Genomic DNA, 15,774 nt, shown 5'->3' on the forward strand with positions numbered 1-15,774 from the left:
TCTTAGTTTAGCTTTAGATCTTTTACAAACTCTTGAACCAACTCTTTCTGAGCCTTATCATCTTCAAGATTTTTACGCAACAATTTCTCAGTCACCTGCAGGGTCAAAGTAGCGACTTGGTTTTTCACTTCCGCCAATGCTGCTTTTTTCTCTGTTTCAATTACCGCTTTCGCATCTTCGATCAACTTAGCACCAGCCTTAGAGGCTTCTGTCCTCGCTTCTTCGATGAGCTTAGCAGAAGTTTCAGTGGCTGATTTCAGGATTTGATCTCTCTCGAGACGAGCTTCCTGAAGCAGTTTTTCATTTTCAGCTTTTAGGTTGGCCATTTCGTTTCTGGCATTTTCAGCAGCTTTGAGAGCGCCTTCGATAGCGGTCTCCCGCTCATCCAATGCAGATAAAATAGGCTTCCATGCAAATTTTCCTAGGATAAAAAGAAGTATCCCAAAACCAATAATTTGCCAAATAATAAGTCCAGAACCAGGAATTATAAGATCCATCTGTATATAATTTTAATGCTTTTTTTGTTCAAATAGAGTAAAGTAGGGATGAGCCTAGCGCCCATCCCTGTTCTTTGTACTTCCTAGAAAGTGATGTTCTCGTTAAGAGCAATAAGTAGACATACTACTACTGCAAACAGAGATACCACTTCAATAAGGGCAGCAATAATCAACATGGCAGTTTGGATTTTACCAGCTGCTTCAGGTTGTCTTGCAATACCTTCCATAGCCTGACCACCGATTCTACCGATACCAAGTCCTGCGCCTATCGCTACAATACCAGCACCAATACCTGCACCTAATAGTGCTAGGCCAGCAGACAACAATAATGAAGTTAACATACGTGTTATTATTTATAAAATTGAACAAAGAAATTTAATGATGATCATGCTCTGCTACTGCCTGTCCGATGTACATGGCAGAGAACAAGGTAAATACATAAGCCTGAATGGCTGCTACCAATATTTCAATCAAGTTGATAAATACAACCATGACCGTACTGGCTACCCCAACAGCATACGATTCGAATACGAATATCAAACCTATGAAACTTAAGATTACAATGTGTCCTGCTGTGATGGCAACGAAAAGTCGAACCATCAAAGCAAATGGCTTGGTAAATAAACCGATGATCTCCACCGGCACAATTACTAAAAGCAGGGGTAATGGAACGCCTGGCGTCGCAACAACGTGCTTCCAGTATTCCTTATTCCCATTAAGATTAGTCATAAAGAAGGTAAATACCGCTAGAGTAGCTGTCACCGCAATATTCCCCGTTAAATTGGCCGCTCCCGGTACCAGACCTAGTAGGTTACCCATCAAAATAAAGAAAAATATGGTGAGTAAATACGGAGTGAACTTCCTATACTTAGGCCCGATATTAGGCTTGGCGATCTCATCCCGCACGAATAATACCATCGGCTCCACGATCGAAGCAATGCCTTTCGGCGCCCCATGAGGATTCCTTTTGTAGTTTCTCACCGCGGAAAAAATCATCCAAAGCAATAACACAAATACTATAATCAACATGGCAACGTTCTTGGTGATAGACAGGTCTATATAAGATCTAGACTCATCAACAGCATGAAGCTTATCATGTTCATTGATATAGTAGCCATTATGCTCTACACCAAACGCGTGCGTTTCATGATCCTGGAAATCAGTGGAAGAATACACTTCCACCCCACGATCAGCAGAGTAAATAATTACCGGCAGTGGAAGGGTGACATGGGTATGTCCAAAAGTGGCGAAATGCCATTCATGCGAATCCTTAATGTGGTGCATGATGAAACCCGTTTTGTTCTCTTCTCCTCCTTCTACTTCCGAGGAAGCAAAAGTCGCAGTTGAAAGGGCCAGCATGAATACTGACAGCAAGGTGCTTATGCACAGAATCTTACGAAACATCAACTCAATTATTATAGACCTACTTAGAATGAGGGCGCAAGTTAGCTATTAAGCTGTATATATCAAACAACAAGTACAACAAATAGATCACAAAAAAATCTGCAAAAAACAGAATCTTATTGTCTATTTCAGTAAAAAGGCAAATAGCAATAAAAATAAGGCTCGCTAAAAACCTTATGATTGTTGCGCCCATCACAATCGCTACAGAATTTTCTTCTGACTGCTTTAATAAAAATTGAATAAGTTGTCCACTTAATAACATTAAACCAAAGTAAAAAATGATAACTTGCCAAATGCGAGAATGTATCCAGCCAGGCTGAAAATACTGTACCAGCAATGTAAGCAATACAATAGCACCAGTCACAATGATCAATGACCCAATATGAGACTTTAGAATTTTCATGAATTTATTTTTTTTACAGAAGCATTTCCCACATTCCATTCTCCTTCCCCTCTTCCCAACTACCAAAAAAACCCCGAATTATCCGGGAATCCTTTCAGCAAACACGCTGGAATAAGAATTTGATCTGCAAAAATACAAGAAAATTTGGTAAGAACTCCAGTTTCAAAAATACCTAAGTCTTCACCAAAGCTTTTCGACTCAATAATCCTTACTTCAATAAGACTATTAAATCTTCTCGAGGGAATGCATCCTTCGTCAGCAGCTACCAACCGCTACATTATCATCATCCCTAGCACCCTAAAGACCCTATAACTATCAGCTGTGGCAGCAATCGAGGATATCGACTCAAAAATTATTTCTTCTTAAGGGAAACAAAAATACTATAAAATGCAATCACTATACTTACCAGGCAGAATAACAAAAGCCAAACTGGAAATTTCATTTCACTTCTCTCCTGAATGATATACCCCAAATAGGTTCCGCCACCAATAATGGCGAACATCTGGAAGGCAAGGCCGATATATTTTATATATTCAGGATACTCAGTCGGTGAGGACTTCTTTTCCGGATTGTTTTCTTGCTTCTTCATCCTTTAACTTCAGTTCTTTTTTAGGTGTCACACTTTCGGTGGTCACTTCAGTCATTTTGCAGGTCCCATTAAAGACCGCTCCATTTTCGATCACTATTTTTTTAGTAAGAATATTGCCATGGATCACCGCAGTTTTCTTTAAAAATAAAATCTCATGGCAGCGGATTTCTCCTTCTACCTGTCCTGCTATCTCAGCTTCTTTGGTGTCAATATTCCCTTTGAGAAAGGCTGATTCTCCGATGACGATCTTGGTCTGAGAGCTTAGGGTACCGTCAACTTTACCCTCTATACGGATATTCCCAACGGTGATAATGTCCCCTTTTATGGATGTTTCTTTGGCAATTACATTGCTCGAATTCACCATCTGGGCTACTGATTTTTTTTCTTCTCCTTTATTAAACATATTTAATCGAAGGTTATAAATTCTTGGGGATTAAGGGGATTCCCTTTGTACCAGAGTTCAAAATGAAGGTGCTGTCCGGTAGTCTGCTCTCCTGTGTTACCCACTACCGATATTACTTCACCCCCACTTACCGATTCACCAATTGTCTTCAATAATACTGAATTATGCTTATATATTGAAATCAATTCGTTGGAATGCTGAATGGCTATGACGTAGCCTGTCTCCAGGGTCCAACTCGAAAAAAACACCGTTCCTTCCGCTACTGCTTTTACAGGCTCATTTTCCTCTGCCACCAGGTCCACACCCAAGTGATCCTTGGCCAGATCAAAACTTCCAGTTACCACGCCTTTGATAGGACTAAAGAAATAAGTTTCGGTAAAAGAAGTGGAGCTGAGTCGCTGATAACTGGCCTCATCCGGAGGGCTTGCTTGAAATTCATCAATGATACTTTGTGTTGCCTCCCCTTTTTGGTAGAGTTCCTCACTGCTTGGAGAATGCCTTGCTTGGCCAGCGTCCACGGCTGCACCCATCGTGGATGAGCTATCCGAACCATAATCTCCTGAAATAATGCGTTGAATATTACTTACATATAAGTCCTTTGCTTCCACCTCCAGCATCAGTGAATCTACCGCCTGAGACAAGGTGTAAATCTGCTTCATATTCTCAGTCTCCTGATAGGCCGGATCAAACCAGCTGGCAAGCAGGGTCTTCGAAAGCACTAAAGAAAGTATAAAAAAGCATACGAGGGTAAAAAAAAGAATCAATCCCACCCTAAATTTATTGATACTTAAAGAGGTAATCACTGAAAAGTCCTCCTCCCGCCTGATGACGAAAAGATATTTATTATCGATCCAGTTTCTTATTTTTTGGTTTAAGCTCAAAATGACATTTTTTTCTTCCTAATATCTATTATTAATTAGCCAAATGGCGATATTGCTCAGGTCCATTATTTTTCATTTCCAGAACATGGGCCTCCAATATGCATAAAATGGTTAAACACAAAATTACAAGATTAAACGTAAGCGTTTACATTATTGGTTCAAAAACACTAATTTGTGGACTTAAATGATCCATATTATTCCCATAGTGAAAAAAAATATTTACCTGTGGATGGCTCTGGCCGGTCTAATCCTATCCTGCTCATCAGAAAAGGACACTTTTACTAACCGTCTTTACCATAATGTCACGGCAAAATACAATGCTTATTATCTGGCAAAAGAAAAAATAAGCGAGGCTGAGCTGGATTTTATTCAGTCATATCAGGAAGATTACTCCCAAGTGCTCCCCGTGTTCCCGCCCATCGACAGCACGGTCATGAAGAGTAATATGGATAAACTTGAGGAGGCCAGGGAACTAGCCGCCATGGCCATTGACTATCATCGTATTTCGCAGTGGGTGGATGATAGCTATTTTCTTATTGGCCAGATTGATTATTACGAAGCCAATACCGAGGAAGCCATCAATACCTTCAAATACCTCAATGTCAATAGCAAGGATGATAACGTTCGCCATCAGGCCCTCATCCAATTATTGCGGATATTTGTAGATCTTAAATCATTTGATGATGCCTCTTACGTCATCGATTTTCTCTCGAAGGAAGCCGAAATCAGTAAGGTTAATAAGCAATTACTCTTTAAAACCCTAGGCTATTATTATGAAGCTAGAAGGGAGACCGACGGAATTTTGGCCTCTTTAGAGAAATGCATCGAACTAACTTCTGACAAAAAGGAGAAGTCGCGATTGTATTTTATTTTGGCTCAGCGGTACCAGAGAGCGGGTTTTGATGCGCAGGCGTATGATTATTACCAAAATGCTCTCAGCGGAAACCCTCCCTATGAACTGGCTTTCTTTTCGCAGCTTTATGCCCAGCAAGTGGCCGAGCTAGAAAAGTCCAAGGATCTCAAAAAAGTGCGGGAATACTATGATAACCTGTATGCTGACCGTAAAAACACAGATTTCAAAGATGTCATTCTCTATGAAAAGGCATTATTTGAATTGAAACAAAATGAAACCGAGGAAGCCATACGACTCCTGCATCAAGCGGCGAGTGAGACGGGGAAACTAGATCAGCAAAAGGGCTATATCTATCAAAAGCTTGCTGAGTTATTTTTCGACCAAAAAGAAGACTTCCTGGCATCTAAATATTATGTGGACAGCGCTTTACAATATTTTAATGAAACGAATATAAATTATAACCTACTTCTGGGCAAAAAGGAGGTATTGGACCGCTATGCCTTCCAATATGAACGAATCACTCAGAATGACAGCCTTTTACGATTGAGCCAAATGAGCCCTGAAGAGCAGAATAAAATTGCGGAGGACTATCTGGCGAAGGAAGAAAAGCGACTCATGGCCGAGGCTGCAAAGGATAGCCCGAAAAAACCGGCAAGTATCTTCGACAATCTTCTCGCTTTTGGAGGCAGTGGCCAAGCCTCTTCTTTCTACTTTGACAACCCTGTGGCCATTCAACAAGGGCAAATTGACTTTTCTAAAAATTGGGGCAGCAGAGCACTCACTGATAATTGGAGAAGGAAAACCAATAGCTACCAGGTCACTAATACGCTCAGCAAAACCACCCCGGTGGACAGTGCTAATGTCAAAACTGAACCGCAGGAGGTATCCCTTGGGCTTCCCACAAAGGAGGAATTACTCAGTCAAATCCCCACCGACGCCACACAAGTTCAGCAGCTCCGGGATGATATAGAGGTCTCGAATTTCGAATTAGGTAAGATCCTTTATTTTGATCTAAACCGGCCAGATCTAGCGAGGGAATACCTTCATGCCCTTATCCAGGATTTCCCCAATACCGATAAGAAGCCTGAGGCCTATTATACTCTGTTTCTGATAGAACAAAGCACTGGTGGCAACACCCAATATTACGTCAGTAAGCTCAATCAGGAATTCCCCGACTCTCCCTTCACCAAGTCGGTCAATAACCCAATCGATGCAGCAGGCAGCTTAGCGGCAAATAAGCGGGCGGCAGAAAATTACGATAAGGCTTATACTCAGTACCAGGCTGGCGATTATGAAGCGGCGATTTCCTTAGTGAATGGAACCTTAAATCAATACCCTCTAAGTACGGTAAGCGAAAAACTCCGTCTATTGCAAGCCATGTTGATAGGGAAGACCGACTCGAAGGCTAAATACCAGGAAAGCCTGGAAGACTATATCAAAACCACCCAAGATCCGGGGCTATCAAAAATGGCAAGAAATATGCTAGTAGCTTTGACTGGCGAGAAGGAGGAAGTCATCAGCCAGGCAGATAGTGTGAGCACAGCCTCAGACTCGACCAGTATGGCCCCCACAGTGCCGGCGGTGGCGAGTGCTGATTCAGTCGCTCAGGAAAAAGAGCAGATCTATAAATTAAATATGGATCAAACGCACATATTTATCTTAGTGATCAACCCTGAGCAAATCCCTCAAGCCAAAAACCTAAGCGCTGAAATGGAGAATTTCCATAGTAAGAACTTTAAAGAATCAAGATTACGGACAGGAAACCTCTCATTTAGCAGAAGCCAAACGATACTATTGGTCAGCCCATTCCCAAATGCCGAGAAGGCCATGGCGTATCGTCAAAAGTTCCTTGAAGAATTTACCTATCAAGATTTACCAGAGGACGCAAAAAAGAGTAGTTTTGTGATTTCAATTCAGAATTTTCAGCAATTGAATAAGAGAAAAGATATAGACGAATACAAGGCCTTCTTCAAGTCCTTCTATTAATTGAACCATGAGTAATAAGAAAAACAATACTAATTCCGGAACCTTATCCGGAAAAATCATCAAGGCCATCTGGCTGATCTTTTTCGCAGGGCTATTAGGCTTTGTGCTATTTGTATGGTCGGTGAGTGTAAATTTCCTTGGCCTATACGGGGACCTTCCTGACTTCCAAACCTTGGAAAATCCTGAAAGCGAGCTAGCCTCTGAGCTATATTCAGCGGATGGAGTTCTTCTCGGCAAGTATTTCCGGGAAAATCGATCGCCAGTCAAATATGATGAGCTTTCAAAAAACCTAATTAATGCGCTTATAGCCACAGAAGATATCAGATTTGAGGACCACTCAGGAATAGACCCTCAAGGACTTGCAAGGGTATTATTCAAAACCATCCTGATGGGCCAAAGCAGTGCAGGTGGGGGAAGTACCTTAAGTCAACAAACGGCTAAAAACCTATTTAAGACCAGAGGAGAAAATTCCCAAGGTACACTAAGCCGGGTGCCCGGGCTTAGGATGCTCATCATCAAAACCAAGGAATGGATCGTGGCCAGCCAGCTGGAAAAGGCTTATACCAAGGATGAAATCCTTACCATGTACCTCAACACCTCCGAGTTTGGAAGTAACGCATATGGGATAAAAACTGCCTCAAAAACATTTTTCAATAAGGATCCCAAAGATTTGACTGTTCAGGAGTCAGCTGTTTTGGTAGGTTTATTTAAAGCTCCTACTTTCTATAGTCCTGTCTATAACCCTGACAATGCCCTCAGAAGGCGAAACACGGTACTTGGCCAGATGACTAAGTATGATTTCATATCAGAAACCCAATATGATTCACTTTCTTCACTCCCAATAGAGCTGGACTATAATGTGGACAGTCATAATAAAGGGCTCGCCACGTATTTTAGGGAAATAGTGAAGGCTGATTTGCAGAAGTGGGCCAATGAAAACCTTAAGGCGGATGGCCAGACTTATGACCTTTATGGAGATGGGCTGAGAATCTATACCACTGTGGACAGCAGGATGCAGCGCTATGCCGAAGAGTCCGTAGAGGAACATATGAAGGAATTGCAGGAAAAGTTTGTGCAGGAACTTCGAGGGAGAGAACCTTGGATAGACAGTAATGGACGTGTCATTCCAAACTTCCTGGAAACGATGATCAAGCGTACGGAAGCTTATAGAGTCGCCGTAAAAAAATATGGAGCCAACTCAGATTCGGTAAATATTAAATTAAATGAAAAGAGGCAAATGAAGGTTTTCTCCTGGGAAAAAGGGGAAATCGATACTTTGATGAGCAGCATGGACTCTTTAAGGTATTATAAGACCTTCCTTCAGGCGGGTTTTGTATCCATGGATCCACAGAGTGGTCAAATCAAAGCATGGGTGGGTGGCCTCAACCATAAATTCTTTAAATACGACCACGTACGTGAAGGGAAACGCCAGCCAGGATCCACCTTCAAGCCATTTGTATATGCTGCAGCTATAGAAAACGGCTATGGCCCTTGCTATACAGTGGTGGATCAGCCAGTGGAAGTCAATATCCCTGGCCAGCCTGCCTGGAGCCCAAGCAATGCTGATGGCAAATTCACCTATGAAAAAATGACCATTCGTCAAGCCATGGCACAATCCATAAACTCTGTTACCGCCTATATGATGAAGCAAATCAGTCCGGAGGTAGTCGTAGAAACGGCCCATCGACTGGGTATTACGAGTGATTTGGATGCGGTCCCAGCCTTGGCCTTGGGTACCAGTGATGTATCCGTTTTAGAGATGGTGGGAGCAATGAGTACCTTCGTGAACTTAGGTGAGCATATACAGCCCTATTATATCGATAGGATCGAAGATAAAAACGGCAACGTGCTTCATCAATTCCCAGCTAGAAAGCGCCCTGCCATGAAGGAGCAAGATGCTTACTTGATGCTACATATGCTTCAAGGAGGTTTTGAGGAACGTGGTGGGACTAGTCAGGGAGTTCCGATGAACCTGAGACAAGGAAATGAGCTAGGCGGCAAAACCGGAACGACTCAGAATGCATCAGATGGCTGGTATATGGGACTTAGTAAGGACTTAGTATCTGGCGTATGGGTAGGTGGAGATGACCGGGCGGTTCACTTTAGGAGTTGGATCAGCGGTCAGGGAGCGAGAACGGCGAGACCGATATGGGTAAAATATATGACCAAAATATACGATGATCCTAGCTTGGGCATCACCAGGGGACCTTTCAGGAAACCAGAGCGCCCCATCAGCATAGAATTAGATTGTGAAGAATACGCTATCCAAGCGGATGACTATACTGATTTTGATTATGATCATCAAACCAATGATTTTTAATTCGCCAAAAACTTATTGATCAATACATAAAACAGTCCATCTCGGTGGACTGTTTTTTTTATATTTGTTTTATGGAAAGTCCTTCATACAGCCCCAGCGAATATTCGAAACTACCCGATAGTCCCGGAGTATATAAATACTATAATGAAGAGGGCACTCTTATCTATGTTGGTAAAGCAAAAAGCCTTCGTAAAAGAGCAGCGAGCTATTTCATCAAAAGTGCAAATTTAAATCTAAAGACCAAAAGAATGGTCAGGGAGATCAGAAAAATCGAGTTTACGATGGTAAACACGGAATTTGATGCACTACTATTGGAGAATAACCTCATCAAAAAAAACCAACCCAAATACAATATCCTCCTTAAGGATGATAAGACTTATCCCTATTTATTAGTCACTAAGGAGAATTTTCCACAGATCTATCCTACCCGGCGGGTGATCCCTTCGCGCGGCACCTATTATGGGCCATTTGCAAGCGTCAAGGCCATGAATAATGTCCTTGAGCTTATCCGTAGTCTATTTACAATACGCACCTGCAAGCTGGACCTATCTCCTTATAAAATCGCTGAGCAGAAATATAAAGTATGCTTGGAATACCATATTGGAAATTGCCTTGGCCCATGTGAAGCTCTACAATCAGAGCAGGATTATCTGAGTGATATTGATCAGGCCAAAAATATCCTTAAAGGAAACCTGGGGATACCTAAGGCTTATTTTAAAGCAAAAATGCAGGAATGTGCTGAGCAATTAGCATTTGAAAGAGCAGAAAGATATAAGGGGAAACTAGAGTTATTGGAAAAATATCAAGCTAAAAGTCTGGTGGCAAATCCGGCTATTGAAGCTCTGGATATATTCACCATAGTTTCGGATGAAAAATATGCATTTGTTAATTACCTAAATATCAAAAACGGAGCGGTAAACACCACCAAGACGGTGGAACTGCGTAAGAAGCTCGATGAAACTGAGGCAGAATTGCTGCTTACCGCCATCGTCAGGCTGCAGGACCAATTTCAAAGTGAAGCTAAGGAAATCATCAGTAATATAGATTTAGATGGATTGGAGGAGCCCATAGAAGGGATCAACTTATCGGTGCCCAAAATTGGTGACAAGCGAAAACTGGTGGAATTATCGCTTAAAAATGCCCTTTATTATAAAAAGGAAAAAGCTTTGATCAGTGGCAAGGCGGTAGAAAAGAAAAACCGCATATTGGTACAGCTTCAGAAAGATTTGTCATTGAAAGACATTCCCGACCATATTGAGTGTTTTGATAATTCCAATATACAAGGTGCATATCCAGTGGCAAGTATGGTATGCTTCCTAGATGGTAAGCCAGCCAAAAAAGAATATCGCCATTTCCATGTCAAAACCGTGGTAGGCCCGGATGATTTTGCAAGTATGACTGAGATCGTAGGAAGACGCTATAGACGTATGCTAAGCGAAGGTAAGCCCTTGCCTAAGCTCATAGTCATTGACGGCGGCAAGGGGCAGCTATCCGCCTCCGTAGAGGCCCTAAAGGAATTAGACATCTATGGCCAAGTTCCTATCATAGGGATAGCTAAACGTCTGGAGGAAATTTATTTCCCTGGTGATTCATTTCCCCTTCATATAGACAAAAAATCCGAATCCTTAAGGCTCATTCAGCGCATCCGAGATGAGGCTCACCGCTTTGCGATCACCTTCCACAGAGATGTCCGCAGCAAAAATTCATTTAAGACCGCCCTGGACTCCATTGAGGGAATTGGTCCAACAACGACTGATAAGCTATTGAAGCACTTCAAGTCAGTAAAGAATATCAAGGAAGCCTCTGCTGAGGACTTGGAAGCAATAATAGGAAAAGACAAGACTGCCCGAATCCTAGGGTTTATAAAACAAGAGAGCAGGTAATGATACCTGCTCTCTTGATTATTCCTAAAGCCAAAGAATGTTTACCATTCCCAAAGGCTATTTTCAAATTCCAATAAATCATATTCAAACTTAAGCCCATCCAGATAGGCTTGCAGATCCGGATGGTTATCAGGATCCACCATATCTGCGATCAGCGCATCTTCAGAATTTGAATACTTTCTAACTACTGATTTGAATAGTCTCAAATCGAAAGCCTGACTATAAGACAAGTCTTTTGAGGTATTTGTGAAATTGATCCATTTGGCTTCAGGGTGGTTTTCGAAATACTCATAGAAATCCTTGAACCTAATGTATCCAATGCTTTTCTGACCTGCATTTGCATTGGTCTGAGAAGGCATCACCATATGGATGTATTTCACATCAAATTTCACTTGAGAATGATGCTTATCAAATAAGAAATCCTCTTTAAAATCCAGGTAATACAAATTTTTAACGAAGATACTATCCCCATTTGCTGACATCCAAAAGTTATCTTGGAAATCGGCTATAGAAAGTGGAGTCGTAAAGGTCTCATCAGCAAACACCTCCAGAGCATTTTCTTCAACGACCGCCTTATAGATACTGTTGATGATACCATTTCTCTTGGTATCTCCAGTGCCATATAGCGGATGATTAAACTTCTCTCTAAGGTCAATTCTACGCCACACTCCGATTTGATACATTTTGTCATCCTCTCGAATATTATGGGCAGAAAACACTGTATCCACCTCAAACTGCCGATCGCCTACAGCAGTAGGGTCAACACTGGTAGCGCCCTGAGCCAATAGCTCTGCGGGGCTAAGAAGCACCGCTAATACCGCTAAGATTCCCAGGCATGATTTCTTAAGTACCTTCATTTCTATCATCTTTATCATCTCCAACTTAAAGCCCCCGCAATAGCGAATTATTTGATCGCTATACGGATAATTTCATTTTGTGGGCTTTTTATTTTATTGCCTCTAAAATTAGTCCTGGTCACCTCGGTGACTTGGATAATAAGGGCATCTCCACTTTTAGCAGCCGCCAATAGCTGACGGATACCGATATTTTCACCAGTGATATTCACCTGATCCCTTGGAACTTCATTTCTCAACAGCTTCACCACACCTGCGGAAACCTCAAATTTGGCATCCTTAGCCATTGTACGGCCAAATGTTGGCTCCGGAATGGCCTTGATCATCAGCTGAGAAGGCCCAGGAGTAGGATATGGCTGGCTTAGGTCGATTTCACCTCTACCATCAAATGGCTTAATAGTCGGCGCCGGAACAGGCCGTATATCGTAGGTTTTGGTACCGATTTTGGTTCCTCCACTGCTTACTCCAATATTCACTTTTCCAGAATTCCCTGGTATGATAGTCACATCTCCCGGGTTACTACCTTTGATAGACTGACCGTTACTTACGGTAAATTCAGGTGCATAACTATTGCCTAGGGCTGGAACTTTAATTTTCAATTCATTGGCACACTCAGCATATAGCTGTTGAATCGACTCTGCAGTCACCTCAATGGTAGGGTTGGCTACATAATAGTCATAGTCAACAGACAGCACGCTATCTTCACCGGCAATATTTACAATTACATCCCCTTTAAATGTTCTCTTTGCTAATCCACGGTCATCATAACTTCCTGCTGGCTGCACTGGAAAGCTAATCTGGCCAAAGCCTTGTTCTACCGGGATTTCCTTACCGTCCACAGACATTTTAGGCTGAGTAGATGAGGAAGAGGAAGCGATGAACAGATTTCCTTCAAATTTGGTACCTGCGGCCACAATATTAGAGTTGGCAGAAACCATTGCTTTGAAGATATCAGACTTGAAGTAAAATGAGCCTAAGGAGTTTGCGATTTCAGAGAGTGATTCACTTTCTATATTAAGAACCTCATTTTGATATTGGGAAATAATCGCCAAAACAGCTCCTACAGGAGACTTCACAAAATTCAGGTTTACAAAATCCTTATAGTTTACATCTGCATCGTCTTTAAACAGGTCTATTTCACTTGCGTCTTTGGCGATTTTTTCAAATTTCAATGAAATCCCCAGCTCGCTAAGAATGCCTTCTATTGCAACAGGATAGGCATTCAGCTTCTCCTGCATTTCATATCCCTTTTTATTATTATTGAAAATATTTCCAGGGACATCTGTATTCTTCAAGGCACTATTTTTGAATTGTCCAGATTCATTTTTCGCATTTGATTGCGTAATCAGTTCTTGTTTAAGTCCTTCCAAATAGGTAAAAACCTCTACAGTAGTTTCTCTGATTTTCTTTGCAGCCTCCACTTTCGGAAGGTCCTTTATATTTCCACCCTGCTGCTCCACCTTACCTTGAATAGAGCTTACTGTAAATTGATTTTTTTGAATGTAATTCTTAGAAGTTCTTTCCAAGCCATCATTCAGCAAAATGAATTTTTGCAGGATTTGATTACTTACTTGTAGTGCCAAGAGCGCGGTGAGAACGAGATACATCATCCCGATCATCTTCTGCCTTGGCGTTTCTTTTCCACCGGCCATATATCCAGTTATATTTTTGTTCTACAAAATTTTAATTAACCCTTCATGGCGGTAAGCATACCACCATAAATACTGTTAAGGGAGCTCACATTTTTGTTCAGCTTAGCCAGTTCTGTCTTGAATGTTTCGGTTTCTTTACCTGCTTCATTCAAGCTTTCCATGGTAGCAGTAACATTTGAGTAGAACTTATTAAGTACTTTCACATGACTGTTGGCATCCTGCAGTTCCAGCTCATACACTGAGTTCAGAGCAGAAAGGTTTTTGGTAACCGATACCACCTGATTTCTATAGTCTTTGGCTTCCTGAGAGGCGTTAGACATATCAGAAAGTGCTGCTGCGGTTTTGCTATAGGACTGGTTGATATCTACCAGCGTTTTGGAAGCTACTTTCACATTATCAGCATATTCGGAAGTGGCAAGGGCAGCGTCAGCCACAGTTCCCATTTTCTGGGTAGAATCTGCTAGATTTTTCAATCCTCTACCAAGGTTTTCGATAAGATCAGAACCGATATTGGCATCTTCCAGCATTTTATCAAGTTTCTGAGAGGTATTATCAGTAGGCGCAGCCGCTACAGCAGCGGTACGTCTAGGTGTCACCGGGGTGGCTCCTTCGTTTAGTTCAGGATATACTCGGCTCCAATCCACTTCTTTGGATTTTGGCTCAAAAGCAGAAAGAAAGAAGATGGCTGCTTCGGTAGATAGTCCGACACCGATCATTAGAGAGGCGCCTTCCCAATCCAGGATTTTGAACATGGCTCCGAGAATAACTACAGCCGCACCGATCCCATAAATCATTGGCATGATATCGCCATAGAACTTATGGATAAATGAATTTTCGTTGTTTGTTGACATAGGTTGTAAAAGTTGGTTTTTTTTAAGTGTGTGTTATGCTTGGTTAACGTCTTCTACGGGTGGAGCTCACATCCATGGAACCTGATCGACCGATGAAGGTCATTACAGTTCTAAAACCGATATGTGCTGTTTTCACATCCTGGTATTCGTAGGTACGGGTACTTGTTTCGAGATAATGGGCAATGTCTTTCCAAGAGCCTCCACGAACGACTTTTCTCGATTCATTATCATCCTCATATTTAGGATCGAGATCCCATATAAGTGCGCTGGCAGCGGGATTATAGGCATCAGCTACCCATTCTGCTACATTTCCGGACATATTATAGATCCCAAAGGTATTGGGAGCATAAGCATCTACGGGAGCAGTATAGGCAAAGCCATCATCGATATAGTTTCCACGTCCAGGTTTAAAGTTAGCCATCAGGCAACCGCGACGATTTTTCAGGTACGGACCTCCCCAAGGATACTTGGCGATTTCTTTACCTCCTTTAGCGGCATATTCCCACTCTGCTTCTGAAGGCAGTCTAAATCGAGGCATATCATACTCCGACTTATCATTTGCATTCATATGGTAGGATTTCCACTCACAGTATTTCTTAGCCTGCTCCCAGCTTATGCCCACCACAGGGTAGTCATCAAATGCGGGGTGCTCAAAATAATATTCCATTAAGGGGTCTCCATAATGGTGTGTAAAGCTCTGAGACCAAACGGTGGTATCAGGAAGCAATTCATCTATATTAAATTGTGGGGGATCCTTAAGGGTCGTAGGAGTAGAAAGTGCAAGATCTCCCATTCTAACCGCCTCCAAAAACTGACGATATTTATTATTGGACACTTCATATTTGTCCATATAAAATTCAGAAATAGTCACTTGCTTATTCATAGAGGAATTACTTGCAGCAATATCCTCATCAGCTTGTCCCATCCAGAAAGTACCAGCTTTTACGGGCACCATTTCATGAGGCAGAGTCTGTTGCCAGCCGGATCGGTTGGGCACTCCGGTTACTTCACCGGAACGGTTGGCTTTTTCGCTTGCAGAACCCTTGCTACCAAACAGCCCACAACCTTGCACCAGCCCCATTACCAGTAGCATCACGACCCCTGTCAAAAATCGTGAGTTCATTTTCGTGTACATAAAAGACAATTTTGTTGACAATTCCTTATTTCCTCGATTAACGTGTATTTTCCAGGTTCGAAA

The 15,774-nt window shown here is 42.0% G+C and carries 14 protein-coding genes; 3 read left to right on the plus strand and 11 right to left on the minus strand.

Annotated elements, in window-relative coordinates:
• Positions 1–2: 2 nt before the first annotated feature.
• From B050_RS0100560 to B050_RS0100590, 7 genes are all read right to left on the minus strand, one after another.
• Positions 3–497, minus strand: a complete 495-nt coding sequence (locus B050_RS0100560) for a F0F1 ATP synthase subunit B (RefSeq protein ID WP_018471918.1) — start codon at positions 495–497, stop codon at positions 3–5.
• An 83-nt stretch (positions 498–580) separates the two neighbouring features.
• Positions 581–838 carry an ATP synthase F0 subunit C gene (atpE, locus tag B050_RS0100565; protein WP_015264455.1) on the minus strand — a complete coding sequence of 86 codons (258 nt, stop codon included), beginning with the start codon at positions 836–838 and terminating at the stop codon, positions 581–583.
• Between the two features lie 34 nt (positions 839–872).
• On the minus strand, positions 873–1,901 hold the full coding sequence (gene atpB / locus B050_RS0100570; RefSeq protein WP_026235504.1) for a F0F1 ATP synthase subunit A: 1,029 nt from the start codon (positions 1,899–1,901) through the stop codon (positions 873–875).
• A 19-nt stretch (positions 1,902–1,920) separates the two neighbouring features.
• Positions 1,921–2,304, minus strand: coding sequence for a hypothetical protein (locus B050_RS0100575; RefSeq protein WP_229802432.1), 384 nt, complete (start codon positions 2,302–2,304; stop codon positions 1,921–1,923).
• 352 nt (positions 2,305–2,656) lie between these two features.
• Positions 2,657–2,893, minus strand: a complete 237-nt coding sequence (locus B050_RS0100580) for an AtpZ/AtpI family protein (protein ID WP_026235505.1) — start codon at positions 2,891–2,893, stop codon at positions 2,657–2,659.
• Complete coding sequence (locus B050_RS0100585; RefSeq protein WP_018471922.1) at positions 2,847–3,296, minus strand: bactofilin family protein; 450 nt, start codon at positions 3,294–3,296, stop codon at positions 2,847–2,849. The genes B050_RS0100580 and B050_RS0100585 overlap by 47 nt, the downstream gene beginning before the upstream one ends.
• Positions 3,297–3,298: 2 nt before the next feature.
• Entirely contained in the window at positions 3,299–4,177 is an 879-nt protein-coding gene (locus B050_RS0100590; protein WP_018471923.1) for a M23 family metallopeptidase, read from the minus strand.
• Positions 4,178–4,382: 205 nt separating this feature from the next.
• On the opposite strand from B050_RS0100590, the gene porW reads away from it, so the two are divergent.
• From porW to uvrC, 3 genes are all read left to right on the plus strand, one after another.
• Positions 4,383–7,016: a type IX secretion system periplasmic lipoprotein PorW/SprE gene (porW, locus tag B050_RS0100595; protein WP_308428712.1), complete on the plus strand. Its 2,634-nt coding sequence runs from the start codon at positions 4,383–4,385 to the stop codon at positions 7,014–7,016.
• Positions 7,017–7,023: 7 nt separating this feature from the next.
• Positions 7,024–9,336, plus strand: a complete 2,313-nt coding sequence (locus tag B050_RS0100600) for a penicillin-binding protein 1A (RefSeq protein WP_018471925.1) — start codon at positions 7,024–7,026, stop codon at positions 9,334–9,336.
• A gap of 71 nt (positions 9,337–9,407) precedes the next feature.
• Positions 9,408–11,219 carry an excinuclease ABC subunit UvrC gene (uvrC, locus tag B050_RS0100605; RefSeq protein WP_018471926.1) on the plus strand — a complete coding sequence of 604 codons (1,812 nt, stop codon included), beginning with the start codon at positions 9,408–9,410 and terminating at the stop codon, positions 11,217–11,219.
• A 41-nt stretch (positions 11,220–11,260) separates the two neighbouring features.
• Here uvrC and porN read toward each other — a convergent pair whose 3' ends face one another.
• From porN to porK, 4 genes are read right to left on the minus strand one after another with little or no spacing between them, the layout of a single operon-like run.
• The gene (gene porN / locus B050_RS0100610) at positions 11,261–12,076 is read right to left on the minus strand and encodes a type IX secretion system ring subunit PorN/GldN (RefSeq protein WP_026235506.1); all 816 of its coding nucleotides are present in this window, start codon (positions 12,074–12,076) and stop codon (positions 11,261–11,263) included.
• Between the two features lie 47 nt (positions 12,077–12,123).
• On the minus strand, positions 12,124–13,725 hold the full coding sequence (gene porM / locus B050_RS0100615) for a type IX secretion system motor protein PorM/GldM (RefSeq protein ID WP_018471928.1): 1,602 nt from the start codon (positions 13,723–13,725) through the stop codon (positions 12,124–12,126).
• 35 nt (positions 13,726–13,760) lie between these two features.
• Positions 13,761–14,576, minus strand: a complete 816-nt coding sequence (gene porL, locus B050_RS0100620; RefSeq protein WP_044201425.1) for a type IX secretion system motor protein PorL/GldL — start codon at positions 14,574–14,576, stop codon at positions 13,761–13,763.
• 43 nt (positions 14,577–14,619) lie between these two features.
• Complete coding sequence (porK, locus tag B050_RS0100625; protein ID WP_026235508.1) at positions 14,620–15,711, minus strand: T9SS ring complex lipoprotein PorK/GldK; 1,092 nt, start codon at positions 15,709–15,711, stop codon at positions 14,620–14,622.
• Between the last annotated feature and the right edge of the window lie 63 nt (positions 15,712–15,774).

This window comes from Echinicola pacifica DSM 19836, assembly GCF_000373245.1.
Classification (GTDB): Bacteria; Bacteroidota; Bacteroidia; order Cytophagales; family Cyclobacteriaceae; genus Echinicola; species Echinicola pacifica.

What these genes read in the sequence shown, in the direction of transcription:
- B050_RS0100560 (WP_018471918.1), bottom strand. Translation starts at nt 497, where the DNA reads ATGGATCTTATAATTCCTGGTTCTGGACTTATTATTTGGCAAATTATT.
- atpE (WP_015264455.1), bottom strand. Translation starts at nt 838, where the DNA reads ATGTTAACTTCATTATTGTTGTCTGCTGGCCTAGCACTATTAGGTGCA.
- atpB (WP_026235504.1), bottom strand. Translation starts at nt 1,901, where the DNA reads ATGTTTCGTAAGATTCTGTGCATAAGCACCTTGCTGTCAGTATTCATG.
- B050_RS0100575 (WP_229802432.1), bottom strand. Translation starts at nt 2,304, where the DNA reads ATGAAAATTCTAAAGTCTCATATTGGGTCATTGATCATTGTGACTGGT.
- B050_RS0100580 (WP_026235505.1), bottom strand. Translation starts at nt 2,893, where the DNA reads ATGAAGAAGCAAGAAAACAATCCGGAAAAGAAGTCCTCACCGACTGAG.
- B050_RS0100585 (WP_018471922.1), bottom strand. Translation starts at nt 3,296, where the DNA reads ATGTTTAATAAAGGAGAAGAAAAAAAATCAGTAGCCCAGATGGTGAAT.
- B050_RS0100600 (WP_018471925.1), top strand. Translation starts at nt 7,024, where the DNA reads ATGAGTAATAAGAAAAACAATACTAATTCCGGAACCTTATCCGGAAAA.
- uvrC (WP_018471926.1), top strand. Translation starts at nt 9,408, where the DNA reads ATGGAAAGTCCTTCATACAGCCCCAGCGAATATTCGAAACTACCCGAT.
- porN (WP_026235506.1), bottom strand. Translation starts at nt 12,076, where the DNA reads ATGAAGGTACTTAAGAAATCATGCCTGGGAATCTTAGCGGTATTAGCG.
- porM (WP_018471928.1), bottom strand. Translation starts at nt 13,725, where the DNA reads ATGGCCGGTGGAAAAGAAACGCCAAGGCAGAAGATGATCGGGATGATG.
- porL (WP_044201425.1), bottom strand. Translation starts at nt 14,576, where the DNA reads ATGTCAACAAACAACGAAAATTCATTTATCCATAAGTTCTATGGCGAT.
- porK (WP_026235508.1), bottom strand. Translation starts at nt 15,711, where the DNA reads ATGTACACGAAAATGAACTCACGATTTTTGACAGGGGTCGTGATGCTA.